The sequence below is a fragment of the Rhizobium sp. AN5 genome (assembly GCF_900215255.1).
GTDB classification, from domain to species: domain Bacteria; phylum Pseudomonadota; class Alphaproteobacteria; order Rhizobiales; family Rhizobiaceae; genus Agrobacterium; species Agrobacterium tumefaciens.
Genome location: NZ_OCMJ01000003.1, coordinates 1,798,286 through 1,823,670, shown reverse-complemented (window position 1 = coordinate 1,823,670; position 25,385 = coordinate 1,798,286). Strand labels below are relative to the sequence as shown.

Here is a 25,385-nt window from a genome sequence, read left to right as displayed (position 1 = left end):
CGGGGCAACAACAGCGGAGAAAGACGATGAAAATCAATCCCTTGATAATCGCATCCGTTCTGGGTCCGATGTTTGCGGCCTCTGGTGCCGGAGCAGCCGACATCGACGGAAACTGGGCACGCGGCGACGGCAACGCGAAAGTGCTCATTGCGCCCTGCGGCGACAATATATGCGCCACCAATACCTGGATCAAACCGGGCACGCCTAAGGAAAAGACCGGCGACCGGCTGATCATGACCATAAAGCCCGATGAAACAGGCGTCTATTCGGGCACCGCCTTCGATCCGCAACGCGACAAATCCTACAAGATAACCGTGACGGTTGATGGCAACAGCATGACCACCAAGGGCTGCATCGTCGCTGGTCTCCTGTGCAAGGGCATTACCTGGGCCCGCATCAACTAGACTCTGGAAAGGACAAACCGATGAAGACCTATATCTCGGCCTATTTCTTCACCCTCATCTCCTTTCTGGTGATCGACTTCATCTGGCTGAGCACCATGGCGTCACGCCTTTATCGCCCGGCGATCGGCGATCTTCTGGCTGAGAACTTCCGGCTGGCCCCGGCTATCATCTTTTATCTCATCTACGCGGCCGGACTGACCTTTCTTGCGGTTCGTCCGGCCCTCATATCAGGCCAGTGGACGACCGCGTTGCTTTATGGTGCCGCCGTCGGCTTCATGGCCTATGCCACATATGATCTCACCAATCAGGCAACGTTGAAGAGCTGGTCCACGACATTGACCATCGCAGATCTTCTGTGGGGCACCTTCGTCTCCGCAGCCGCTGCCATCATCGGTTACCTCGTCACTGTACGGCTGGTCGGTCCACTGCAAAATCCGGCAGGTGTGTTATGACAGCGACCATCCCTGCCGGCTGCTTTCCCCCGGCCAATTTATGGCCGGGACGACGTGAACTTCATTTCGCGCATGCCTTGCCTTCCCACAAAGGACAACCCTATATAGGAGGCGCAAGAAGGGATGTTCGAATGCAGGGTACAGAGATAGCAACGCTCATAAACCGCGTCGGCATGGGCGATCGCTCGGCATTCGTTTCCCTCTATCAAGCCACCAGCCCGAAGCTTTATGCCATCTGCCTGAAAATCCTGCGTGACAGGACCGAAGCAGAAGAAGCGCTTCAGGAAGTCTATATCAAGATCTGGCAACGAGCCCTCACATTTGCCGCAAGCGCCGGCACACCGTCGACGTGGCTTGCCGCAATCGCCCGCAACCATGCGATCGATACGATCAGGGCCCGCAAACCCGTGGGCGACGACATTGACGAAGCCTATGACCTTGCCGATGACAGCATCCGCAATCCGGAGCAGCAGGTCGTTCTGGCCGATGAGGGTCGCAGGATCGACAATTGCATGCAGGAACTTGAAACCGTTCATGCGCAGGCGGTGCGTCGGGCCTATATCGAAGGGCTGAGCTATATCGAACTCGCCAAAGAATTGCGGGTGCCACTCAATACCGTCAGAACCTGGCTGCGGCGAAGCCTTCTCAAACTCAGAGAGTGCATGCAGCGATGACCACGAGCGAAAACAGCGAGGGCATGCATTCGCGCGACGAAATCCTCGCTGGCGAATATGTGCTCGGCGTGCTGCCGTTCGAAAAGCGTCGTGAGGTCGAGCGGCGCATGCAGGACGACAGGGTCTTCGCGCAACTGGTCCACCGCTGGGAAAGCGAATTTTCGGACTTCAACGTGGATTACGAAGAACAGGCGCCGAGTGCGGCCATTCTCGCCCGCATCGAAGAACGCCTGTTCGGCAGCAAGACCAGCAACGCCAATGGCAGCTTGTGGAGTTCCGCATCCTTCTGGCGATGGATATCGGTCGCCACGAGCGCGACTGCCGTTGCCGCAATCGTTTACGCCGCATTTCCCGAAAAATGGCAGGGCACAGCTCCGCTGGTAGCCGAACTTTCGACAACGGACAGTCAGGTCAACCTGCTTGCATCCTATGATGCAGAGACCGGCAGGATGCACATTGTACCGGTTGCGACCGGCAAGGCCGATGAGAAATCACTGGAACTGTGGCTAGTGATGGATGGCGGCAAGACCCGTTCGCTCGGCGTCTTCCAGCCCGGAACGAATGGCGATCTCATTATCCCGGCGGATATGCGTAACAACATTTCGGAAGGCACGACCTTCGCGATCAGCGTGGAACCCTTCGGTGGCTCACCAACTGGTCAGGCAACCGGCCCTGTTATCGCGATCGGCACCGCACGAAGGCAGCTTTAAGGCGTCACGTCTTGCTGCGCTTTTGCCAACTGCTGAAACATGATTTCAGTCCGCGCACTCTTGCGTGGTTGCGCAATCGTCGAGCATTGCCAGCGCGTTCTTTATTGCGGCACCGGAGGCCGTATTGTCGAAAACGCACCAGGATTCGGCGGAAAGGCGTTTTCTAAACGAGAGGATTTCGGCGGCGCTGTAGTCGGAATAATAAATCCGGGGAGCGCCGTGCAGCCGGACATATCTGGGCGGCTCGGAAAAATCACTCGCTGGCCATACCGGTGCAGGATCGGCCAGCACACGATCAACGGCATAGCGTTTCAGAACCTCTTGCGCTGACTGCGTGGCCCAACTTGTGTGACGCGGTTCGAGCACGAGCATGCCGGGAAAGGTCTCACGCATAGTATCTAACGCGGCCTCTGCGTCGGAGGCATCAAATGTGAGATTGGGTGGCAACTGGCACAATAGGGGTCCAAGCTTGCCATCCAGCGGCGCAAGTTCCCCAACAAATGCCTTGAAGACTTGTTCGATTTCCCGCAACCGGCGCTCATGCGTGATCTCGCGCGGCAGCTTCACGGCGAAGCGGAAGTCATCGGGCACCGAATTTGCCCAACGCTCGAACGTCGTCGGCCGGTGGTGGCGATAAAAGGTGGAGTTGATCTCGACGCCGTTGAATACGGCAGCATATCGGCTAAGCCCACTTCCCGTTTCGGGAAAACGGTGCGCCACAGTCTTGGGGATCGACCATCCAGCTGTTGCAATGACCGGCACTTTCACCTGCCCCCGAGGCTTTCAAAGAGAAGGCCGGCACATGCCGACCTTCCCTGATTCTAACGCTTAGCGTCTGTAACGCAGACGTTCCTGTTCGATTTCAGTGGGCGCATAAGGATCGAGCGTGTCGTCAAACCGTGACCAACCGTCTTCGGCATAGGCCGCGCGCCGCTTGTCCGGGTCGACCCAGTTGGACTGACGCAGAACTTCTTCGGCGTCCGTGTAAAGGCTGTCCTCGACCTTCGCGGTCACGAGCGTGCCACCCCGGCGAACGCCTTCTGCGTAGACATGGGCGTGGTCTTCGGAAACGCCGGCGTCCGTCAGTGCGCCGATAAGGCCGCCGGCGGCGCCGCCTGCAACGGCACCGGCCACAGCGCCTGCCGCCGTCGCGGCAAGCCAGCCTGCCGCAACCACCGGTCCGACGCCGGGAATTGCCATGATGCCAAGGCCTGTCAACAGGCCGCCGACACCACCGACGGCAGCGCCGATGCCGGCACCCGTGCCTGCGCCTTCAGCAGCTTTTGTATCATTGCCATGGCGTTCGTCTGCATTGTTGGAAACAATGCTGATATCTTTAGACGGCACGCCGCGTTGTTCCAGTGCATTAACGGCTGCGCTGGCATCGGAGTAGTCGTCGAAAAGTCCGGTAACGGTCTTCATAGGATTCTCCCAAAGATTGAATTAGTTAGCGACAATATTGCCCTGATAGTCGAGCGCCACGTTTACGGACTTGCCGTCTTTCGAGGCCTTGGCCTGCCACACGCCCTTGTCGTCGAGCGTAAGACCGGTCACATCGGCATATCCGGCGTCCATAAGGCGTTTATTTGCCTGTTCCTCGGTAAAGCTGTTTGCGCCTTCCACAGGCGCAGTCGCATTCTTGGTGTCTGGCGTAGCGACGGCAGGCTTGCTGCCATCGGTGGCTGGAGCGGTGGACGTCTGAGCGAAGGCGCCAAGGGTCGACGCGCCGAGAAGCGCGGCGGCTAAAAGAAGCTTTTTCATGATTTTTCCTCGTTGTAGCCTTCAGTGCAGGCTCGACAAGGAAACAACATGCCGGGCCTCATGGTTCCGCCGATCTGAAAATAGAATTTGCAGGCCTTGCCGTTCCATCATCGTCGAAACGCCATAGAACTATCTCTGCCGGATATGGAACGTCCGCCTATTCAACCGGTTACTGGCTTCACCGCGATGCCACCGCAGACCGGAATGTGAATTCTTTTCCCGCAGCAGGAACATCGTCTCCACTCAGGGGTTGTCCAAGTACATCATTCAAAGTTGATCGGATTCCCACATGCCTGCGGAAACTACATTGCATGACCTGTTCCTCGATACGCTCAAGGACATCCGTCTCGCCGAACAGCAAGTGCTGAAGGCTCTGCCGAAGACCGTGCGGGGACCCTTCCAAGCTCAGGCCGCCTTTTAGGGCGGCTTTTTCATTTCCGGGTCGGATAGGCCCCTTCCAATTCAGGAGCCACACCATGGCCAAGACCACCTCCACATCACCAAGCGACAAGACCGAAACCGTAACGATCCACGACCAGAAGCTGGAGCGTGGTGCCGGCGGCGAGCTGCACCAGACAGCCGAAAACGACGCGCCGGTGCTGACGACGGCTCAAGGGGGGCCGATCGCGGACGACCAGACTTCTCTAAGGGTCGGGCCGCGCGGGCCGCTCGTCGTTGATGATTTCCATTTCCGCGAAAAGATCTTCCATTTCGACCATGAGCGCATTCCCGAACGCGTCGTGCATGCGCGCGGTTACGGCGCGCATGGCTTCTTCGAGACCTACGAGTCCTTATCCGCATATACGAAGGCGGATTTCCTGCAGCGCGCCGGCGAAAAAACGCCAGCCTTCGTCCGCTTCTCGACGGTTGCGGGCAACAAGGGCTCAGCCGACCTTGCGCGCGACGTGCGCGGTTTCGCAGTCAAGCTCTATACACAGGAAGGCAACTGGGATCTCGTCGGCAATAATATTCCTGTCTTCTTCATTCAGGACGCCATCAAGTTTCCCGACCTGATCCACGCCGCCAAGCAGGAACCTGACCGGGCTTTTCCGCAGGCGCAGACGGCCCATGACAATTTCTGGGACTTCATCAGCCTCACGCCGGAAAGCATGCACATGGTCATGTGGGCAATGTCGGATCGTACGATACCGCGGTCTTTCCGCTTCATGGAGGGTTTCGGCGTTCATACCTTCCGCCTGGTCAATGCCAAGGATGAATCGACCTTCGTCAAGTTCCACTGGAAGCCGAAGCTCGGGCTTCAATCGGTCGCCTGGAACGAGGCGGTCAAGATCAATGGCGCCGATCCCGATTTCCATCGCCGCGATCTGTGGCAGGCGATCCAGTCTGGCAACTTCCCGGAATGGGAATTGCAGGTGCAGCTCTTCGATCAGGAGTTTGCTGATAGCTTCGATTTCGACGTGCTCGATCCGACAAAGATCATCCCCGAGGAAATCCTGAAGCCACAGCCGGTCGGACGACTGGTGCTCGACCGCATGCCCGACAACTTCTTTGCCGAGACCGAGCAGGTTGCGTTCATGACGCAGAACGTGCCGCCGGGCATCGACTTCAGCAATGATCCGCTGTTGCAGGGCCGCAACTTTTCATATCTCGACACCCAGCTGAAACGCCTTGGCGGGCCAAACTTCACCCATCTGCCGATCAATGCACCGAAGTGTCCCTTCGCGCATTTCCAGCAGGATGGCCACATGGCCATGCGCAACCCTGTTGGCAGTGTGAATTACCAGCCGAACTCGTTCGGTGAAGGCCCGAGGGAGTCGCCGAGCCGTGGCTATCGCCATTTTCCGGCAGAAGAACAGGGGATCAAGGCGCGGCTGCGCCCCGAGAGCTTTGCCGACCACTACAGCCAGGCACGGCAGTTCTATATCAGCCAGACCCCGCCAGAACAGCGTCATATCGCGGCAGCCCTGACATTCGAACTGAGCAAGGTGGAAACAGCCGTGATCCGCGAACGCATGGTATCGCATCTCATGAACATCGACGAGACGCTGGCAAACACCGTTGCGCAGAAGCTAGGTTTCAAGTCCATGCCGAAGCCGGCGGATGCGGCCATGCCGACACGTCAGGATCTGGAACCCTCGCCAGCGCTCAGCATCGTCGAGCGTGGCCCGAAACGCTTCGAAGGCCGCAAGCTTGGTGTACTCGTCACCGATGGTGTCGACGCCAAATTGCTGAACGGCCTGATGTCGGCGATTACCAAGGAAAAAGCCGTCTGCGAATTGATAGCCCCGAAGGTCGGTGGCGTCACCGCCTCGGACGGGAGCTGGTTTGCGGCCCATCACATGATCGACGGCGGGCCATCGGTTCTCTTCGATGCGGTTGCACTGTTGACTTCTGCCGAGGGGATAGACGATCTGGTCAACGAGGCGACGGCGCGTGACTTCGTGGCCGATGCTTTCCAGCACTGCAAGTTCATCGGTTACGACCAGTCGGCGCTGCCATTGCTGGAAAAGGCCGGTATCGCAGGCGACCTTGACGAGGGCACGATTATCCTCCCAGGTGAGGAAGGCCTCGCTGGCTTCGTGTCGAACCTTGGCAAGCTGCGTGTCTGGGGACGGGAACCTTCCGTAAAACTCGGCAAGGCTTCACCGCCAGTAAAATGAAATCACCGGCGGGCGCGGCAATAATGCCGCGCCTTGATGATGCATGATCGCCCGCCCGAGGGCGTGAAAGCGTTTCAGCCTGAACAACATCAAGATGGCTCACACAGGATGGTATTGAATGAAGATACGCGCCGGGTTCGATATTGCTTATGAATGCGAGAATGAGACGGCAATGCTGCTTGTTCTCAACGTCCACCCCAGCCGGCGCGCTGATCTGCTCACCGAACAGGTGCTGACCTTCGACAGGCCGATCGAGGCCTGGGGTTATATGGATATCTTCGGAAACGCCTGCAGCCGCATAACCGCACCGCCTGGCGTGACGACGATCTCGACGCGGTTCGACATATATGACGGCGGCCTGCCCGATCCCGTTCCTGAAAACGCTTTCCAGCACGATATCAAGGATTTACCAGACGATGTTCTAGTGTTCCTGCTGGGCAGCCGTTACTGCGATACCGACCGCCTGGCAGACTTCGCCTGGAAAAACTTCTCGGCAACACCGCTCGGCTGGCCCCGTGTGCAGGCGATACTCGATTTTGTGCATTCCCATATTGTCTTCAACTACGAGAAAGCCGATCCGCTCAGGACGGCATATGGCGGCTTCACCGACCGGACCGGGGTTTGCCGCGATTTCGCACATCTTGCGATCACACTCTGCCGTTGCATGAATATCCCCGCTCGCTATTGCACCGGCTATCTCGGTGATATCGGCGTGCCGAAAGACCCCAATCCGATGGATTTCAGCGCCTGGTTCGAGGTCTATCTCAGCGGCCGCTGGTATACGGTCGATGCCCGTCACAACAGGCCCCGCATCGGACGCATCTTGATGGCGACAGGACGAGATGCGACGGACGTCGCCCTGTCCACCGCTTTCGGGCCGGCTATCCTGAAGCGGTTCGAAGTCATTACGGAAGAACTGGCCGGATAACGACGGGTAGCGTCAAGGCGCACCGGTCTCGCTCGACCTAGACGGAGGCGACCTGAATGACCTCGGGAGCGGAACCGTATGTCGCCTTGTTCTGACGGTGAAAGACGATGAATTCCTCGGCTGGAAGCGGCTTGGAAAACAGCCAGCCCTGACCAAAATCCACACCATGTTCCCGCAGATAGGCCGCCTGCTCCGGCCTCTCGATACCTTCCGCAACGGAAGACAATCCAAGCTCGCGCGCCATCTCGATAATATGGAGCGTCACGGTGCTGGTTGCCGTGTTCCTGCCGATCGTATCAACGAAGGACTTGTCGATTTTCAGGGCGTCCAACGGCAGTCCTTGCAAATACTGAAGGCTGGAATAGCCGGTTCCGAAATCGTCAATTGCCACGGAATGCCCGGCCTTGCGTGCTCTATCCAGCGTCACGCGCGCCGCGTCGATGTCGATGAAACCGCGCTCGGTCGCTTCAAGCCATATCTGCTCCTTGCGTATATCCGCGCGGGCAAGGCGTTGATCGATGAAGTCCAGTATCCGGCCTGATTTTACATCTTCGGCGCAGAGATTGATGGCGATATGTGCGCTGCGATCCCCAACGAGCATGGTACCAAGATCTGCAATAATGGCTTCGACGACCTGATCGGTGATGGGCTCTATCAGCCCTGTTTCTTCCGCCAGCGGAATGAAGAGGTCTGGCCTCACCAGCGTGCCATCAGGCCGCCGCCAGCGGACAAGCGCTTCGGCGCCAACGCATATATTGGTCTTGAGTTCGACGATCGGTTGATAGTGGACGATGAATTCACGGTTCTGCACTGCGATTCCCAGTTCCGTTTCCGGCGACAACCGCTTGCGCGACATCCAGATGACGATGCCGACGATAAAGAGCGCAATGAATGCGCCGATTGGCAAAAGGATAGTCAACTCCCGCACCAGCCTCGTTCGCAAGGCCGCCCTTGGCTCGAGAACCACCGCCGTCAGCGCGTTCTCCTTTACCACCGAATAAAGCCATGCGTCCGTCGTGCCCTGCCCCTCTTTTGTCGGCAACGTGGCGAGAACCCCTGTGTCGGGAAGGTTCTGCGTGCTGATGACCGCAGCTTTATCGTTGAGGATCGCGAGAGACATCCCGTCCCGAAGCACAATATCAGCAAATCTGGAAGGTGCGACGAGCGCGTTGTGGTGGCCGAGATGCAGGCTCGTCATCTGGTCGCCGTGGCTGATGCCGGGCTGGATACGCAACGTCACTTCAAGGCCCTCCGGTGTGACGTAGTCGACATGGGATTTGGCTACGTCGCCAGCGGCGCGGCCCCAGGAGGTGCATTTGATGAAGCCGTTTTCGAAATAGCCAATCTCCTCGATTGAGGGGACGTTGATCGTCACCATCCGCATTTGTGCAATATGCTGATCCGAACACGCGGGAAGGTGCGCGGTTTCAATTGCTTCCAATGCCCCTTGCGCTTGCCTGAACGTATTACCGGCACGCACAAGCGATCTTTCGGCGACGAGGTCGAGAATGAAGAGTTCTTTTTGAATGGCGACACGCCAGGACGTCCAGGCCATGGCGGCAATGGGCAACGCTGCGCCGACTATGGCCAGAAATATCCCCACGGTTATCACACGCCAACGTCGTGACTGCATCATCACTCTCCAAAAGGTAGTCGAGACATCAGTGTCGCAATCTCCTTAATTTTTGCTGTGTGCGGAACGGTGAAAACCGGGTGATGCAAATTATGATTTCTGTCGTCGACGCAATCTGAAAATCACCGTGACGGCAGGAACGCGGGGGTGATAATCCGGTTACCCCCAAGAAGACATCACGTCCCTGTCGAAGTTCAGTCCCGGTGCGATTACGATGCGAAAACAAAGCGTTCCAGTTTGCCGAGCGTCTGCTGACCCAGTTCGATAGCCCCAAAACCCTTCGCGTCCTGGAACTCGGCTTCCGTGCTGAACACCATGCCGAGCACGACCTTCGTCGCGCCGTCCCGATCCTCGAACGAAGCCCAGGCGTCGGCATGTTTCGGCCCGTTTTCGCCCCAGAGCAGCGTGTAGCCAATCCTCTCCTCAGGCCTGACCTCGATATATCGATGATGGTTCGGGAAGACCGTGCCATCAGGTCCGATCATGTCGAACACCCATTCGCCGCCGGTTCGCAGATCGATCCTCTTCGTGCGACACGAAAACCCTTCCGGACCCCACCATTGCGGCAGCGTCTCGGAATTCATCCAGGCGTTCCAGACGATGTTGCGCGGCGCGCTTATCGTTCGCTCCAGCACCGTTGTTCGTCTGGCCACCTCGGCCAGATTGTTAAGACCGGCACCGAAGCCCTGCCGGTAACCCGCCTGCATATCCGCAGCCAATGAGGAAAGCTGCACGGTTACGACAACGCGACTGCCCTGCTCCGCCTCCGAAAAATCAGCGGTCACCAGCGCCGCAGACTGCGTCACGTCACCGGACGACACCACCTCGTAATTGACGCTGCGCAAGGCTGGCTGCAATTCCAGCCACCCGCATTCGCAGCGAATATCCGGCTGCCCATCGACCTTGCAGAGCGAAACTTCGCGTCCACCAACTCTGGTATTGGCCTCCAGAAACTCCACGGTCACGGCGGGCGTGGGAGCTGCCCACACAGCCCGCGCGGCAGGCGACGTCCACACTTGCCAGAGGACCGGTAATGGAACAGCGACCACCCTTTCGAAGCTCAATGTCGCAAAGCGGCCATCGCCAAGATGGGGTTCGGCACGGGTGCCGTCCTGATTGAGTGTCGACATCATTCCGGGCGCTCCTTCGCAGCCTGCATTGCAAATGCTTCCAACCGGTCGAGCCGGCTCTCCCAAATGGCCCGCTGTTCATCGAGCCATGTCCGCACCGGCTCCAGAGCCTCGGGCACGATAGCGCAGGTGCGCACCCGCCCATCCTTGGAGGTGCGGATAAGCCCCGCCTCCTCCAGTACTGACAGATGCCGCATCACGGTCGGCAGACGCAGCCCCGTGGGAGCGGACAATTCCATGACGCGGGCAGGCCCTTCCGCAAGCTTTGTCAGAATAGACCGGCGCGTCGGATCGGCCAGAGCCTGAAAGATCAGCGATAGTTCGGGCGAATGCTTAGTCATAATGCTAACTATCATGCAGCACGGCTCTAACGCAAGGAAAACTTCGTCGATTAGCTAAGTGTTTGGCCATGAGCATTTGTTGGCCGTCCGCGCAAAAGAAAACGCCGGAGCGTTGCCCCGGCGTTTCATTTTTTAAGCCACCAGACCCTTGGTCAGTTCCAGCGCCTGCCGCTCGAACAGCCGGCGATAGATGCCGTCGTTCAGACGGATCAGCGCCTGGTGGTCGCCCTCTTCGACAATCTTGCCCTTGTCGAACACCAGCAGACGGTCAAGCGCCCGCACGGTGGAAAGCCGGTGCGCAATGACCAGCGTGGTGCGGCCATCCATCAGGCGTTCCATGGCCTCCTGGATCTGCACTTCGCTTTCGCTGTCGAGGCTCGATGTCGCCTCGTCCAGAATCAGCACCGGCGCATCCGCGAGGAAGGCACGGGCAATAGCGACACGCTGCCGCTCCCCGCCAGACAATTTAACGCCGCGCTCACCCACCATCGTCTCATAGCCCTTGGGAAGGGACATGATGAAGTCATGGGCGCTCGCCTGCCTCGCCGCCTGCTCGATCTCACGCCGCGAGGCGCTCGGCCGGCCATAGGCGATGTTTTCCGCCAGCGTGCGGTGGAACAGGATGGGTTCCTGCTGCACGATGGCGATCTGGCTGCGCAGGTTTGCCTGCCTGGCCTTGGCGATGTCCTGGCCGTCAATGCGGATCGAGCCGGAATTCACATCGTAAAGCCGCTGGATAAGCTTGACGAAGGTCGTCTTTCCCGAACCCGAATGCCCGACCAGCCCCACACGCTCACCCGACCTGATGGTGACTGAAAAGTCCTCATAGAGCGGGCTGGGATGCGCGCCATATTGAAAAGTAACGTTGTCAAAAACGATTTCGCCCTTCTCTATCCTGATCGGCCTGGCATCCGGCCTGTCTTCGACACCCAAAGGCATCTTGTCGAGCAGCACCAACTCTTCCATATCGTTGACGGCACGTTGCAGGTTACGGATGTGTTGACCGACATCGCGCAGATAGCCCTGCAGGACGAAGAACATCGCCAGCACGAAGGTGATGTCGCCCGGCGTCGCCAGTCCCTGCTGCCACATGACAAGGCCTGTTCCCAGAATACCGGCCTGCATGGACACCATCATGAAGCCCTGGATCGTGCCATTCAGCGTGCCGCGTTTCCACGTCCTTCGCGTACGGTTGTCCCATTTGGCCAGCACATGGCGCAACCGCGCCTCTTCACGGTTCTCGGCGCCAAAAGCCTTGACCACCGAATTGCAGCTGACGGCATCCGCCAGCGCGCCACCGAGCTTGGTATCCCAGGCGTTTGCAAGTCTTGCCGCCGGCGATACGAAGCCCATGGAGAGCACCACGGTGACGCCGACATAGATCAGCGACCCCGTGCCCACGATTAAGCCCATGATCGGCCAGTAACTACCCAGCACGACGGTTGCGCCCACCAGCATGACGATGGAGGGCAACAGGGCGATAAGTAGCACGTCATTGAGTGAATCAAGCGCCCACATGCCACGCGTGATCTTGCGAACCGTGGAACCGGCAAAGCTGTTGGCGTGCCAGTCGGTCGAGAACCGCTGCACCCGGTAGAAACCGTTATTCGCCACATCCGCCATGGTTTTCAGCGTCAGCCTGATGATGCCGTTGAACACGAACCAGCGCAGGACTACGCTGGTCAAGCCCAGCGCCACAACGACGACAAAGGCGCGCAGCGCCCGGTCAGCCCCGTTGCCGCCGGCAATGGCATCGACAATCTGGCCGGAGAAAACCGGCACCATAACTTCGGCCAGCGTGCTGGCAATCACCAGCACGACAATAAAGCCCACCAATGCCCGCCGGTGGGTCCAATGGTGGAAAACAAAGCCGAGCACATGGCGATAGGCATCGGCGCGGAAATCGAGCTTCTTGCGAGACATTTTAACCAGCACGGCGCCATGCGTTCGGCAACCGGTCCTCAAAAACGGAAGTTGGATGGCACAGCCCGGGCGGGAAACAAAATGATCCCGTCAGATCAATCGGGCTATGAAGGAAAACAAAACCGCATGTGGGGCGCGCTCGGGGCGGGCCACGAATGTAAATGACCTAGTGTCGGTTCATTCCACGCGGGAGGAACTTGATGAATGATGATGTCATGCAACGCCTCCCTATGTTCGATCTGACGCGGTGAGAAATTTGTACCTGAGCTGTTCGCCGTTGCCAACCGGGTAATTGCAACCTTATGGCAAGTGATGCGAAAACGACACATCAGCTGGTGTGACGGTAAAGAACGTGGCCGATGCCAATGAAAGCTTCGGCCACGGTTTTTGCGTGGTGGCGCTTCCCGCCGCACCCAGGCTCCGGTGCGCGGCGAGAACATATCTGGTCAATCCATCTGGACGTTTGCGTTCTTGACGACCGGTTCCCATTTGGCGATTTCGGCCGCAACGTGGCTTTTCAGCTCATCGGGCGAAGAACCGACGATCTTGGCGCTGAATTCGGCCATGCGGGCCGCCACACCCGGATCGGCAAGCGCTTTCTTGGCCGCCGCATTCAGTGTATCCACCACATCGGCCGGCGTGCCGGCAGGCGCAAACAGCGCGTTCCACGTGTAGGTTTCATAACCAGGTACGGTTTCGGCAATGGTCGGCAGATCCGGGAATGATGACGCGCGCTCGGCAGTTGTTACGCCAAGCGCCCGCAATGTGCCGGATTTGATGTGGCCGGACGACGACGGCAGATTGTCGAACATGATCGAAATCTGGTTGCCGAGAAGATCGTTGAGCGCGGGGCCGGCACCTTTATAGGGAACGTGCTGCATGCTCACACCGGTCATGCTCTTGAACAATTCCCCTGAAAGATGCAGCGGCGTGCCATTGCCGGAAGAGGCATAGGCATATTTGTCCGGCTCGGCTTTCAGAAGCGCGATCAATTCCGCGACGCTGTTGACGTTCAGCTTCGGATTGACAACAAGCACATTGGGAACCACGACCAGAAGCGAGACCGGGGCAAAGTCCTTTTGCGGATCGTAAGGCTTTGTCTTGAGAATGAGCGGGTTCAAGGCATGTGTCGCAACGGTGCCCATCAGGATTGTGTAACCGTCAGGCTCTGCGCGTGCGACACGGTCGGCACCGAGATTGCCGCCAGCGCCGGCAACATTTTCAACGACGATCTGGTGACCAAGCTCATCACCCATTTTCTGTGCGATGACGCGCGCAACCACGTCGGTTGAGCCACCTGCCGCGAAGGGAACGACCAGCGTGATCGTTCGATCAGGAAAACCCTGCGCGCTCGCCGTCAGTCCCATCATGCAAAAAGAAGCAGCCGTAGCCGCAAGTTTCAACACCATACGCCGTTTCAAAGACCGGTAATTCATGAACCCTCCTGTAGAATGGCCTCCCCGCCATCCGCGCATAGTAGCTCAAATGGACCTGAGAGCAAGCAACCGGCATCGCAAACCATGCGGGAAGGCCACGCGACACGCCGGCCCTGCAACGCTTGGCGGAACCGCGCGTTATAGCGGGCACAAAGCATTGAAATACCGGGGGCGACATGGACGACAGCGTAAACATTCCCAAGATCAACCGGCTCGTGTTGCAAAACCTCATAGCGGGCCTCAGCGACGGGTTGATCCTGCTCGAAAACGACGGAACGATAGCCTGGGCCAACAAGGCCGCCCTTCAGATGCACCGTATAGAAGCGATGCCTGAGCTTGGGGAGGATGCCGCTGCCTATCGGCGAAATTTCACGCTTCGATACCGCAACAACCATCTGCTCGACGAGGGGCAATATCCGCTTGAACGGCTTCTGGCGGGCGAGACCTTCGAAGATGTGACGGTAGAGATATCGCCGAGCGGCGATGAGGCGGAATGCTGGGTCCACACGGTGCGCGGCCTCGTTCTTGAAGATGCTGGCGCAAAACCGGATGTTCTGGTCCTGATCATCCGGGACGAAACGCCGCGTTTCGAGGCGGAGGCGCGCTTCGAAAGCGCCTTCAATGCCAATCCGGCGCCGGGGCTGATATGCCGGCTGGAGGACAAGCGTTTCATCCGCGTCAATCAGGGTTTCCTTGAGATGACCGGATTCAGCCGTGAAGAGATCATCGGCATCAGTGTCGAGGAACTCGGCCTGTTTTCCGAGTGCGACACAGGTGAGGACGCCCTGAAAAAGCTGGAGGATGGCCGGCTCATCCGTCAGCGCGAGGCGCTCATTCCCATCCCCGGCGGCGACAGGCTGGTTATCGTGGCCGGCGAAACGATCGCCGTTGCCGAAGAACCCTGCATGCTGTTCACCTTCGCCGATCTGGACGGCCGCCGCAAAGCCCAGAACGCTCTGCGACAGAGCGAGGAGCGCTTCTTCAAGTCCTTTCGCCTGTCGCCTGTCCCGGCAGCGATTTCGAGGCTGGACGACTTCGTGCTGATGGAAGTCAATGACGCGTTTCTGGTCCTGTGCGGGCGCAACGAGGCCGAAGTCGTGGGCAAGACCGCCAGCGAATTGCGGCTATGGGAGGACGCGGGCGCGCGCCGCGATCTCGAAAAGCGGCTGAAGGACAACATCCCCATCCGCGATGAGAACATGCGCATGAATCTTTCCGGTGGCGGTTTGGCCGAATGCATCGTTTCCGCCGAACGCGCCGAGATCAACGACCAGATCTGTGTCATCTGGGCGATACAGGATGTGACTGAGCGGCGCAGAACCGAAAACGAACTGATTGAAGCGATCGAAAGCGTCATGACCGATACATCCTGGTTTAGCCGGACGGTTGTCGAGCGGCTGGCGGGGCTGCGCCAGAACTCCCGCGGCACAACGCCTTCCGCCTCCCTCAAGGATCTGACCGAGCGCGAGGAGCAAATCCTGTCACTGATCTGCGATGGATGCAGCGACAAGGAAATGAGCGACAGGCTGAACCTCTCCAAGCATACGATCCGCAACCACATCGCCTCGCTCTACGGCAAGATCGGCGTCAACCGCCGCACTGCCGCCGTGATCTGGGCACGCGAGCGCGGTTTTACCGGCCATAGGGAAAAATAACCGCAGCCGAACGCGAAAATAGGTCAGTTTGTACCAGTTCAACTAGTAGCTAATGCTCTGCAAACCGTGATTTTCCCGAACTACCTTACCATCATGCCGTTACCAACAGCGGCACCCGCTAACGATGGAAGGAGTTCGTCATGGACAATAACCGTATCGAAGGTATCGCCCGTCAAGCCAAGGGCACCATCAAGGAAGCAGCCGGCAAGATCACTGGCAACGACAAGCTTCAGGCAGAAGGCAAGGCCGAGAAACTGGCTGGCCAGGCGCAGGAGAAGCTCGGACAGGCAAAGGACGCCGTCAACAAAGTTCTCAAGTGAACCGTCTATGTTCAAGGCAGGAGGTTTCACGATGATGCTCTCGTGCGGTGCAAACCCGGTGTCAAGCTGCGATCCCCAGGAGGTCAGCCTGTGCGCCGCGTTGCAAGCCGTGATCGCCTATGCGGACGGGCAGGAAAAAAGCTCGATCTCCGTCACCTCCTTTGAGGGCCGTATCGTGCTCTCCGGCGAGGTGGAAACACTCTCTGCCTTCGAACATGCGGTCATCATCGCAGAATGTTTCGCGTCGCGGCCCATCATCGCCGATCTGGCGATACGGCAGCGGCCCTGCATCTATCTGGAAACGCCGTCCCGGCGCATCCATCTAGCGAATAACAACAGGAGTGAAAAACAATGAAGACATTCGTTCTCGCAACCGCGATTGCAACCCTGGCCCTTGCCCCGATTGCTTCAGCCGAAACGAAGCACAATGCAAAGCGCCCCATGGAAACCGCGCAGAAAGAACGCGTCGGCACCCTGTCGTGCGAAATTGCCGGCGGCATCGGCCTTGTGGTCGGCTCCAGCAAGAGCGTGGCCTGCGAGTTTCGCCAGCGCTCCGGCAAGACCGAGCGTTATACCGGCACGATCGGCAAGCTCGGTCTCGACATCGGCGTAACCGGCAAGACCTATATGAGCTGGATCGTGCTGAACACCGCAGCCAGCCGCGTGGGTGACGGTGCGTTGAGCGGCAACTATGTTGGTGCCTCCGCTGCCGCATCGGTCGGCGTAGGCTTGGGCGCCAATGCACTGATCGGCGGCAATGCCAAGAACTTCGCGCTTCAGCCGATCAGCGCCGAAGTCGGCACCGGCGTTAACATCGCTGCGGGTGTCTCGCGTCTGCAGTTGAAGCGTGCGGGCTAAACCTTAAAAAACGGCGGCGCGGGCTCGGGACGGTTATCGTCTTTTAGCCCGCGCCGTCTGGCGCAGATCAGGCCCCGATATCAGGGTTTGGGGTGAGGCATAATCTCACCCATCGGGCCGTCGCCTTTTGGCCCGCGCATCATATCCTCTTTAGGACCATGATGCGGCGGACGGCCTGCCGGTCCTAGTGCCTCGATACTACCATCCTGACGGACGACATAGCTTGCCCGCAGGACACCCCTGTCGAAACGGCCCTGAACGCTGACCGCCTCATCGACAGTCACGACCTTGCCATTATCGCCCTCGGGGCCGGTATCGATGAGTGCGCGGCCGCTGTCATCCTGAACGATGAACTTGTTGCCGAAAATCTCGGCGACCTTGCCCTTCAGGGTCACGAGATTTCCTTCCTTGACGGTGGAAATGGCAACGGGTGTCATCGGCGCCATCTCGGGCGTCGGCCGCGTCAGCTTCACCGCACCGGCTCCGGCAGCTGCCCCAACGGCCAGCATGGCAACGGCCGCAAAGGCGAACGCTGCGGTTTTGCGGCGATGTTTCCGGTGCGGCGGCACGGGAGTGTCAGAAGCGGCCTTCGGTGCTGCCATTTCGTTATTCTCTTCAGAGTGGGACATGGTGGTCTCCTGTTTGATTGACAGGGCCTTTTTACCTGCCAGGCACCACCAGCAGCCTGAACCTTGTGGTTCAGGTTGAGTTAAGCCTTCCGGGCCTAGTTAAAACACCGCCCACGAAACCGAAACGGCAGGACCATGCGCATACTTCTCGTTGAAGACGATACCGATCTTTCCCGGCGCATCGCAACCAGCCTGCGGGCGGAAAATTTTGTCGTCGACATCGCGCAGAATGGCGAGGATGCCGAACATGCCGGGCTTACCGAACTCTACGACGTGGCCGTTCTCGATCTGGGATTACCGAAAATTGATGGCGTATCGGTTCTGAAATCATGGCGGGCGGCGCAGCGGAACCTGCCCGTGCTCGTTTTGACCGCGCGTGATGGATGGCCGGACAAGGTGGCGAGTTTCAAAGCGGGAGCAGACGATTTTCTCACCAAGCCGTTCAAGGTAGAAGAACTGGTGCTGCGGCTGCGTGCACTCGTTCGCCGCGCCACCGGCCACGCCGCCTCCGCCATCACCTGCGGTTCGCTCATCTTCGATGCGCAGCTCGGAACTTTCGAACAGGATGGCTTGCCGTTGAAGCTGACCGCGCTGGAGTGGCGGGTCCTCTCCTGCCTCATCCTGCGCAAGGAAGTGGTGGTCGACCGCCGTGAACTCATCGAACGGGTCTATGAGGGCGATGCGGAAGTGGATTCCAATTCCATCGAAGTGATCATTGCCCGCCTGCGACGCAAGATCGGCGCCGGGCATATAGAGACCGTTCGCGGGCGCGGTTACATGCTGAAGGCAGAGCCATGAGGGAGTTTTCGGCCATTCCGGGTTCGTCGATCTCGCGCCGCCTCACGGTTTTTTCCGTGGTTTTCGTCACCGCGACCGTGATCGTCGCCTCGATCATACTCTATCTCATCGTTGCCGGCGTGGTGCGTGAACAGATCGACCAGCGGCTCGACACGCAGATAGAGGGATTGCGGAGCGCGCTCTCCGGCAGCGTAAGCGGCGGCGTGACACTCAACGCCGCGCTGGACGGCCCGCCATTCGACAGGCGCGGCTCCGGCTGGTACTGGCAGATCACCGGCGAGGGTGTAGCGATCGCCTCTCGGTCGCTCGCGGGGCAAACCATAACCAACCCGCCCTCCCCGTTCGAATGGCGGAAAATGATGGGCCACGGCCCTCGTCCCGGCGCGAATGCCGATTTTCATGGCGAGGAGCTCTATCTCAGATCCATTCAAACCATGGTCGGACAACGCCTCGTCGAAATCACTGCCACGGCGCCGCAATTCGCGCTGGTTGCACCCGCCCGCAGCGCGCTTCTGTGGTTGATACCCGCCATGACCCTCTTGGGCGCGAGCCTCGTCGGCGGCATTTTCCTGCAGGTCCGATATGGTCTGCGACCACTGCGGCAACTCACCGCCGATATTTCCTCGATTTCGGCAGGCACACTTGACAGGTTGCCGGAGGCAGATGTCGAGGAACTGCGTCCCGCCTCGGGCGAAATCAACCGTCTCGTGGAGCAGAATAGCGAGAGGCTTGCGGAAACACGTCTGCACTTCGCAAATCTCGCCCATGGTCTGAAAACCCCTGTGACAAGCCTCTACCTTGCGCTCAACGAAACCAACGACCCGGATCGCGAAATGCGTGCGCTGGTGGACAGGATCGACCAGCGCATCCGCCACCATCTGGCAAGAGCCCGCAAGACCGCAGCAGGCGGCACGGCCACGGTGACCGCAGTCAAACCGAGGATCGACGATATCGTTGATATCATGTCGCGTATTCATGCCGACCGGGGGATTGTCGCTACAGTCGATGTGGACGCCAAGTTGCTATTGCTGGTCACGCCTGAGGATATGGACGAGATCGTTGGCAATATCATCGACAACGCATTCAAATGGGCCAAAAGCGCGGTTCGTATTTCCGCGAAAAAGACCGGGCGCGACGTCTGGATCGTGATCTCGGACGATGGACCGGGCATCGAGGACGACCGTATTTCGGAGGCTTTCCAGCCGGGCAGACGCATGGACGAGACCGTTCCGGGTGACGGCTTCGGTCTTACCATCGTCAAGGAACTTGTCGAGCTTCATGGCGGCAGCATCAGGCTGGAGCGGGGCGAAAATGGCGGGCTTACCTGTTCGCTGAACCTGCCGGCAGGAGCTTGAGGAAAGCCCGCCTTTCCCTTTGTTGACCCTGCTGCGCAGCAGCGGTAAATACAGGTTTCGAAGCAGGGAGATTTATGCGCAGAGGTTGAAAATCTGACCGCCCATCGCGGTTTCAGCCGGCTCTGAAAACGGAGCTGACCTTTTGGCATGTCTAATTCTGCGGAATTTCCATGAATATCAAATCTATCGACATCCGGCCGTTTGACGCGGCAGCGGATACGCAAAACCTGTCACGCATCTGGCTCGATGCCTCGCTGCTGGCGCATCCCTTTATCGGTACGCAGCGTTTGCGCGAGCAGCAAAGACTGATCGAAGATACCTATCTGCCGCTATCGGAGACTTTCGTCGCGACGCAGGCCGGTGACCCCGTCGGCTTCATCAGCCTGCTCGACAGTTTCATCGGAGGTCTGTTCGTCGCACCCGCACAACAGGGCAAGGGTATCGGGCGCAGGCTCATCGCCCACGCGCTTGGTCTCAAGGGTGAATTGTCGCTTGAGGTCTATACCGCCAATGAACAGGCGATGCGGTTTTACCGTTCGCTCGGCTTCCTCGAAGTCTCGCGCAGGTCGACTGACGATGGCGGCCTGCCCTTCGAGAATGCCCGCCTGTCACTCAAGGCCTGAAAACAAATCCGGGCAGCCACAGGGCTGCCCGGACGATCTGATGCTTGTTGCAATCAGCCAAACAGCACAAGGCTGCTTTTGACCGTGACCCACACGCCCCAGAGAAGCGGTATACCGACCGCTGCCCAGGCGAGTGCGGCTTTGGCATCCAAGCCGCCCCTGCCGATGCCGAAGGAACCGGTGGGCCCTGCATTGGCGGCGGCGGTCTTGGCCTGAAGTGCTGCAACCTCCGCATCCGACATGAACCATTTCTCCGGCAACGGCTGGACAAACGCGTTGGCGATGAGGCCGATCGCGAGCATCCCCGCCAGGATGTACATGGTGCTGGTATAGAGTGCGGGACCCGGCGCGACACCGGCCGCAATCTGTGCTTCGCGGATGTAGTTGACGACAACAGGTCCGGCGATACCCGCCGTTGCCCATGCCGTCAGCAGACGGCCATGGATCGCGCCAACGAACTGCGTGCCGAAGATGTCGGCAAGATAGGCGGGAATGGTTGCAAAGCCACCGCCATACATCGACAGGATGATGCCGAGGGCAAGAACGAAGAACGCCTTGGAACCCATCGTCGCCAGCGTCGGGGCCAGCGCATAAAGAATGATGCCAAGCACGAAGAAGCAGAAGTAAGTGTTCTTGCGGCCGATCTTGTCGGACATGGAAGCCCAGAAGAAGCGGCCACCGATGTTAAACAGCGACAGCAGGCCCGTGAACCCGGCCGCGATGGCGGCGATCGATGCTTTCTGTTCGATATTGAGGTCCGCAAAGCCAACGCCGGGCAGACCGATCAACGAACCGGCGAAAATCTCCTGCAACATTGGCGATGCCATGCCGATCACGCCTATACCCGCTGACACGTTGAGGCACAGAACCGCCCAGATGAGCCAGAACTGCTTCGTCTTGTGCGCATCACGCAGATGAACGTGACGATTGGTGATCATGGCACTTTTGGCCGCCGGGGCCGTCCAGCCTTCCGGACGCCAGCCCGCCGGTGGAATACGGTAGCCGAAGGCACCCGCCATCATGAAGACGAAATAGATCAATGCCATGACGACGAAAGTTTGCCAGACGCCGACTGATGTATCCGTCTTGAAGGTATTCATGAGCAGATTGGCAAGCGGTGCGCCGATCATAGCGCCGCCGCCGAAGCCCATGATGGCCATGCCGGTCGCCATGCCGCGCCGGTCCGGAAACCATTTGATCAATGTCGAGACCGGCGAGATGTAACCGAGGCCAAGACCAACACCGCCGATGACACCTGCCCCGACCCACATCAGCCAGAGCTGGTGCGTCATCACGCCAAGCGCTGCAACCAGAATGCCGCCGCACCAGCAGCAGGCGGAAACGAAGCCGGCCTTGCGCGGCCCGACCCTTTCCAACCAACCGCCCCAGATCGCCGCCGAGCATCCGAGCAGGACGAAGAAGAGCGTATAGATCCAGCCAAGATCGGCCACACGCCAGTTGCACTCGGTGGTGAACAGCGCCCCGACAAGGGTGAGGCTGGAGCAACTGGGGTCCGTTGCCGGCAATGCCTTCGACAGCGGCAGCCAGAAGACGCTGAAGCCGTAGGCCATGCCGATACACAAGTGAATGGCCAAAGCCGCCGGCGGCACCAGCCAGCGGTTGAAGCCCGGTTTCGCTATAATCCGTTCGCGGTCCAGAAGCCCGGCTTGCGCCGGCCCTCCCGCAGATACGCCTGCTACTGCCATCGACACTACCTCCCTCGTGAATGTCTGGACAACCATGATACGCCCCCATTGGCCGCATCGACCGGGCGTTACCGAGATCGCCGGATGTCCCCCATCCGGCAATACCTGTTTGCGGCGTGTTACCGCCTGGCTTTACGTGGTTTCGGGAATGCTCGGTTCAGACAAGGACTCGCCGGCAGCAACGCCCTTGCCCTCCGGCGTTCCCGTGGCATCCTCGCCAAGCCCGACCGCATCGGCGGCGGGCACCCCGGGCCTCTTGATCTTGAGCGCTGCCGCGAGCACCAGCGGCAGAAACTCGCCGGCACCGGCGTCCACCATCTCGAAAAACCGTTTTCGCATACGGGGTTCCCAGAATTTGTTAATGTGGGTGGCGACACCCTCAACGCGGATATCCTCCGGCTGGGAAAGGAAAAAAGTCGCGATCTGGTTCGCCATTCTCACCAGTTTTTCGTCGGTGTGATTAAGCAACATGGCTGTTTTCCCCGCGCCGCCTGACGGACGACGTTCACGTTTTCAAAAGGCCGGGATTGCCCCGGCCCCGATTATTCGGCCGCCTCGAGCTTGCCTGCGATCCGCCGCGAACGGCGGCTGAGTGCGTCATATCCTTCCTGCCATTCGGTCGGCCCGTTCGAGGGCGAGACCTGAACCGCAGTGACCTTGTATTCCGGACAGTTCGTCGCCCAGTCGGAGTAGTCGGTGGTAATGACGTTTGCCTGCGTGCCCGGATGGTGGAAGGTGGTATAGACCACCCCCGGCGCAACGCGATCGGTGATCAGCGCCCGCAGCGTCGTGTCGCCGGAACGGCTGGCGAGCTTGATCCAGTCACCATCCTTGACGCCACGCTGTTCGGCATCATGCGGATGGATTTCGAGACGATCCTCCTCGTGCCAGACGACGTTTTCGGTGCGCCGTGTCTGCGCGCCGACATTGTACTGCGACAGAATTCGGCCGGTGGTGAGCAGCAGCGGAAAGCGCGGGCCGGTACGCTCGTCCGTCGCCACATATTCGGTGCGGATGAACTTGCCCTTGCCGCGCACGAACCCGTCCACATGCATGATCGGCGAGCCTTCCGGGAATTTTTCGTTACACGGCCACTGCACCGAGCCTCTGCTCTCCAGATAGTCATAGGAAACGCCGGCAAAGCTCGGCGTCGTCGCCGCGATTTCATTCATGATCTGCGACGGGTGCGTATAGTTCCAGTTCAGCCCCATGGCCTGAGCCAGCTTCTGGGTGACCTCCCAATCCGAATAGCCGTTTTTCGGCGACATGACCTTGCGCACACGATTGATGCGGCGTTCGGCATTGGTGAAGGTTCCGTCCTTTTCGAGGAAGGTGGAACCCGGCAGGAAGACATGCGCGTAGTTCGCCGTCTCGTTCAGGAACAGGTCGTGCACGACAACACATTCCATCGCGGCAAGACCGGCTGAAACATGCTTGGTGTCCGGGTCCGACTGGAGAATGTCTTCGCCCTGAATGTAAATGCCCTTGAAACTGCCATCGACGGCTGCATCCAGCATGTTGGGGATGCGCAGCCCCGGCTCGTTGTTGAGGGTAACGCCCCAGAGCTTTTCGAATATTTCCCTGGTGGCATCGTCGGATATATGACGATAACCGGGAAGCTCATGCGGGAAAGACCCCATGTCGCAGGAGCCCTGCACATTGTTCTGGCCGCGCAACGGATTGACGCCGACACCGGGGCGACCAATGTTTCCGGTCGCCATGGCAAGATTGGCAATCGCCATGACGGTCGTGGAACCCTGGCTGTGTTCGGTAACGCCAAGCCCGTAATAGATTGCGCCATTGCCGCCCTTGGCAAAGAGCCTGGCGGCACCGCGAAGCTCCTCGGCGGGAACGCCGGTAAAGATTTCGGTTTCCTCCGGGCCATGCTGCGGTTCGGCCACGAAGGCTGCCCAGTCCTCGAATTCCGACCAGTCGCAACGCTCGCGGATGAAGGCCTCGTCGAACAAACCTTCGGTGACGATCACATGGGCAAGGGCTGTCAGCACCGCAACATTCGTCCCGGGCTTCAGCGGCAAATGGAACGACGCCTCCACATGCGGCGTGCGAACGAGATCGATGCGGCGCGGATCGACGACGATCAGCTTGGCGCCCTGGCGCAGCCGCTTCTTCAGGCGTGAGCCGAACACCGGGTGCCCGTCCGTCGGGTTGGCGCCGATGACGAGGACAACATCCGAATGTTCGACGGAATCGAAATTCTGCGTTCCGGCAGAGGTGCCGAACGCCTGCCCCAACCCGTAACCTGTCGGCGAATGACAGACGCGGGCGCAGGTATCGACATTGTTGTTGCCGAAACCGGCACGGATGAGCTTCTGGACCAGAAAGGTCTCTTCATTGGTGCAGCGGGACGAGGTGATGCCGCCGATGGATTCGCGGCCATAGGTTCCCTGAATGCGCTGGAATTCGGAGGCGACATGAGCAAATGCCTCGTCCCAGGTCACTTCACGCCAGGGATCACTGATCTTTTCACGAACCATCGGGTTGAGAATACGGTCGCGGTGGCTGGCATAACCATAAGCGAAGCGACCCTTGACGCAGGAATGGCCACGGTTTGCCTGACCGTCCTTCCACGGCACCATGCGAACCAGTTCCTCGCCGCGCATCTCCGCCTTGAACGAACAGCCGACGCCGCAATAAGCGCAGGTGGTGACCAGCGAATGTTCCGGCTGGCCGATGTCGATCACCGATTTTTCAGTCAGCGTCGCCGTCGGACAGGCCTGCACGCAGGCGCCGCAGGAAACGCATTCGGAATCAAGAAATGCCTCGTGGGCGCCGGGCGAAACACGGCTTTCGAAGCCGCGCCCTTCGATCGTCAATGCGAACGTTCCCTGCACTTCCTCACAGGCGCGCACGCAGCGTGAACAGACGATGCACTTCGACGGATCGTAGGTGAAATACGGGTTGCTCTCGTCCTTGGGCATCCAGTTGGCGTTGAGGTCGCCATCGCCGGCACGGGCCTTCACATGGTTGTCGCCATCATAGCCGTAACGCACATCGCGAAGGCCGACAGCGCCGGCCATATCCTGCAATTCGCAATCGCCATTTGCGGCGCAGGTGAGACAATCGAGCGGGTGGTCGGAGATATAAAGCTCCATCACACCCTTGCGGATCTGCTTCAGGCGTTCCGTCTGGGTGTGGACGACAAGACCGGCCGCCACCGGCGTGGTGCAGGAGGCGGGGGTGCCGTTGCGGCCCTCCACCTCGATGAGACAGAGGCGACAGGAACCGAAGGCATCGACCATATCGGTGGCGCAGAGTTTGGGAACATCGATGCCCGCTTCTCTCGAAGCACGCATGATGGACGTTCCCGCCGGCACGGTGATCTCGCGGCCGTCGATGGTTAGCGTGACCATCTCTGTCGAGGTGGATTTTGGTGTTCCGTAGTCGATTTCAGATATAAGGGCCATGGT

At 59.2% G+C, this 25,385-nt stretch carries 25 protein-coding genes and 1 pseudogene; 14 read left to right on the top strand and 12 right to left on the bottom strand.

Annotation, left to right across the window (positions count from 1 at the left end; translation table 11 throughout):
• Positions 1–26 precede the first annotated feature (26 nt).
• From CRP02_RS11765 to CRP02_RS11750, 4 genes are all read left to right on the top strand, one after another.
• A complete protein-coding gene (locus tag CRP02_RS11765; RefSeq protein WP_097099330.1) occupies positions 27–404 on the top strand; it encodes a DUF2147 domain-containing protein in 378 nt (125 codons plus the stop codon).
• Positions 405–424: 20 nt separating this feature from the next.
• A complete protein-coding gene (locus tag CRP02_RS11760) occupies positions 425–856 on the top strand; it encodes a DUF2177 family protein (RefSeq protein ID WP_097171160.1) in 432 nt (143 codons plus the stop codon).
• 131 nt (positions 857–987) lie between these two features.
• On the top strand, positions 988–1,530 hold the full coding sequence (locus tag CRP02_RS11755; RefSeq protein WP_004431393.1) for a sigma-70 family RNA polymerase sigma factor: 543 nt from the start codon (positions 988–990) through the stop codon (positions 1,528–1,530).
• Complete coding sequence (locus CRP02_RS11750; protein ID WP_097171159.1) at positions 1,527–2,240, top strand: anti-sigma factor domain-containing protein; 714 nt, start codon at positions 1,527–1,529, stop codon at positions 2,238–2,240. The genes CRP02_RS11755 and CRP02_RS11750 overlap by 4 nt, the downstream gene beginning before the upstream one ends.
• Positions 2,241–2,285: 45 nt before the next feature.
• Here CRP02_RS11750 and CRP02_RS11745 read toward each other — a convergent pair whose 3' ends face one another.
• The 3 genes from CRP02_RS11745 to CRP02_RS11735 all read right to left on the bottom strand — a co-directional run bounded on the left by CRP02_RS11745 (position 2,286) and on the right by CRP02_RS11735 (position 4,001).
• Complete coding sequence (locus CRP02_RS11745; protein WP_097171337.1) at positions 2,286–3,002, bottom strand: DUF72 domain-containing protein; 717 nt, start codon at positions 3,000–3,002, stop codon at positions 2,286–2,288.
• Between the two features lie 66 nt (positions 3,003–3,068).
• Positions 3,069–3,662 (bottom strand): general stress protein, encoded by a 594-nt coding sequence (locus CRP02_RS11740; RefSeq protein ID WP_097171158.1) that lies wholly within the window; start codon positions 3,660–3,662, stop codon positions 3,069–3,071.
• 21 nt (positions 3,663–3,683) lie between these two features.
• Positions 3,684–4,001, bottom strand: coding sequence for a PepSY domain-containing protein (locus tag CRP02_RS11735; RefSeq protein WP_097099333.1), 318 nt, complete (start codon positions 3,999–4,001; stop codon positions 3,684–3,686).
• A gap of 289 nt (positions 4,002–4,290) precedes the next feature.
• On the opposite strand from CRP02_RS11735, the pseudogene CRP02_RS27310 reads away from it, so the two are divergent.
• The 3 genes and pseudogenes from CRP02_RS27310 to CRP02_RS11725 form a co-directional block, all read left to right on the top strand.
• Positions 4,291–4,392, top strand: a pseudogene (locus CRP02_RS27310) (DUF892 family protein); the annotation flags it as partial.
• Between the two features lie 85 nt (positions 4,393–4,477).
• Positions 4,478–6,622: a catalase C gene (catE, locus tag CRP02_RS11730; protein ID WP_097171157.1), complete on the top strand. Its 2,145-nt coding sequence runs from the start codon at positions 4,478–4,480 to the stop codon at positions 6,620–6,622.
• Between the two features lie 118 nt (positions 6,623–6,740).
• On the top strand, positions 6,741–7,550 hold the full coding sequence (locus CRP02_RS11725; protein ID WP_097099335.1) for a transglutaminase-like domain-containing protein: 810 nt from the start codon (positions 6,741–6,743) through the stop codon (positions 7,548–7,550).
• A 37-nt stretch (positions 7,551–7,587) separates the two neighbouring features.
• Here CRP02_RS11725 and CRP02_RS11720 read toward each other — a convergent pair whose 3' ends face one another.
• The 5 genes from CRP02_RS11720 to CRP02_RS11700 form a co-directional block, all read right to left on the bottom strand.
• Positions 7,588–9,183 carry an EAL domain-containing protein gene (locus tag CRP02_RS11720; protein WP_097171336.1) on the bottom strand — a complete coding sequence of 532 codons (1,596 nt, stop codon included), beginning with the start codon at positions 9,181–9,183 and terminating at the stop codon, positions 7,588–7,590.
• 209 nt (positions 9,184–9,392) lie between these two features.
• The gene (locus CRP02_RS11715; protein ID WP_097171156.1) at positions 9,393–10,316 is read right to left on the bottom strand and encodes an SRPBCC family protein; all 924 of its coding nucleotides are present in this window, start codon (positions 10,314–10,316) and stop codon (positions 9,393–9,395) included.
• On the bottom strand, positions 10,313–10,654 hold the full coding sequence (locus CRP02_RS11710; protein ID WP_174004485.1) for an ArsR/SmtB family transcription factor: 342 nt from the start codon (positions 10,652–10,654) through the stop codon (positions 10,313–10,315). The genes CRP02_RS11715 and CRP02_RS11710 overlap by 4 nt, the downstream gene beginning before the upstream one ends.
• A gap of 132 nt (positions 10,655–10,786) precedes the next feature.
• A complete protein-coding gene (locus CRP02_RS11705) occupies positions 10,787–12,577 on the bottom strand; it encodes an ABC transporter ATP-binding protein (RefSeq protein WP_097171155.1) in 1,791 nt (596 codons plus the stop codon).
• A gap of 446 nt (positions 12,578–13,023) precedes the next feature.
• The gene (locus tag CRP02_RS11700; RefSeq protein ID WP_025594897.1) at positions 13,024–14,013 is read right to left on the bottom strand and encodes a Bug family tripartite tricarboxylate transporter substrate binding protein; all 990 of its coding nucleotides are present in this window, start codon (positions 14,011–14,013) and stop codon (positions 13,024–13,026) included.
• A 176-nt stretch (positions 14,014–14,189) separates the two neighbouring features.
• Between CRP02_RS11700 and CRP02_RS11695 the strand changes: the two genes are divergently transcribed.
• The 4 genes from CRP02_RS11695 (at position 14,190) to CRP02_RS11680 (ending at position 16,846) form a co-directional block, all read left to right on the top strand.
• Positions 14,190–15,668, top strand: a complete 1,479-nt coding sequence (locus tag CRP02_RS11695) for a PAS domain S-box protein (protein ID WP_097171154.1) — start codon at positions 14,190–14,192, stop codon at positions 15,666–15,668.
• Positions 15,669–15,808: 140 nt separating this feature from the next.
• Positions 15,809–15,988: a CsbD family protein gene (locus CRP02_RS11690; RefSeq protein ID WP_004431371.1), complete on the top strand. Its 180-nt coding sequence runs from the start codon at positions 15,809–15,811 to the stop codon at positions 15,986–15,988.
• A gap of 31 nt (positions 15,989–16,019) precedes the next feature.
• Positions 16,020–16,343 carry a BON domain-containing protein gene (locus tag CRP02_RS11685; RefSeq protein ID WP_323455347.1) on the top strand — a complete coding sequence of 108 codons (324 nt, stop codon included), beginning with the start codon at positions 16,020–16,022 and terminating at the stop codon, positions 16,341–16,343.
• A complete protein-coding gene (locus CRP02_RS11680; RefSeq protein WP_097171152.1) occupies positions 16,340–16,846 on the top strand; it encodes a DUF992 domain-containing protein in 507 nt (168 codons plus the stop codon). Before CRP02_RS11685 ends, CRP02_RS11680 begins: the two co-directional genes overlap by 4 nt.
• 80 nt (positions 16,847–16,926) lie before the next feature.
• On the opposite strand, the gene CRP02_RS11675 is transcribed toward CRP02_RS11680, so the two are convergent.
• Entirely contained in the window at positions 16,927–17,475 is a 549-nt protein-coding gene (locus CRP02_RS11675; RefSeq protein WP_097171151.1) for a hypothetical protein, read from the bottom strand.
• 135 nt (positions 17,476–17,610) lie between these two features.
• On the opposite strand from CRP02_RS11675, the gene CRP02_RS11670 reads away from it, so the two are divergent.
• The 3 genes from CRP02_RS11670 (at position 17,611) to CRP02_RS11660 (ending at position 20,251) form a co-directional block, all read left to right on the top strand.
• The gene (locus tag CRP02_RS11670; RefSeq protein WP_013761058.1) at positions 17,611–18,273 is read left to right on the top strand and encodes a response regulator transcription factor; all 663 of its coding nucleotides are present in this window, start codon (positions 17,611–17,613) and stop codon (positions 18,271–18,273) included.
• Complete coding sequence (locus CRP02_RS11665; protein WP_097171150.1) at positions 18,270–19,628, top strand: sensor histidine kinase; 1,359 nt, start codon at positions 18,270–18,272, stop codon at positions 19,626–19,628. Before CRP02_RS11670 ends, CRP02_RS11665 begins: the two co-directional genes overlap by 4 nt.
• Positions 19,629–19,798: 170 nt before the next feature.
• A complete protein-coding gene (locus CRP02_RS11660; protein WP_097171149.1) occupies positions 19,799–20,251 on the top strand; it encodes a GNAT family N-acetyltransferase in 453 nt (150 codons plus the stop codon).
• A gap of 53 nt (positions 20,252–20,304) precedes the next feature.
• Here CRP02_RS11660 and CRP02_RS11655 read toward each other — a convergent pair whose 3' ends face one another.
• The 3 genes from CRP02_RS11655 to fdhF all read right to left on the bottom strand — a co-directional run bounded on the left by CRP02_RS11655 (position 20,305) and on the right by fdhF (position 25,382).
• Positions 20,305–21,957 (bottom strand): OFA family MFS transporter, encoded by a 1,653-nt coding sequence (locus CRP02_RS11655; protein WP_097171148.1) that lies wholly within the window; start codon positions 21,955–21,957, stop codon positions 20,305–20,307.
• A 132-nt stretch (positions 21,958–22,089) separates the two neighbouring features.
• Entirely contained in the window at positions 22,090–22,428 is a 339-nt protein-coding gene (locus CRP02_RS11650; protein ID WP_097171147.1) for a formate dehydrogenase subunit delta, read from the bottom strand.
• A gap of 71 nt (positions 22,429–22,499) precedes the next feature.
• The gene (gene fdhF, locus CRP02_RS11645; RefSeq protein ID WP_097171146.1) at positions 22,500–25,382 is read right to left on the bottom strand and encodes a formate dehydrogenase subunit alpha; all 2,883 of its coding nucleotides are present in this window, start codon (positions 25,380–25,382) and stop codon (positions 22,500–22,502) included.
• Positions 25,383–25,385 lie beyond the last annotated feature (3 nt).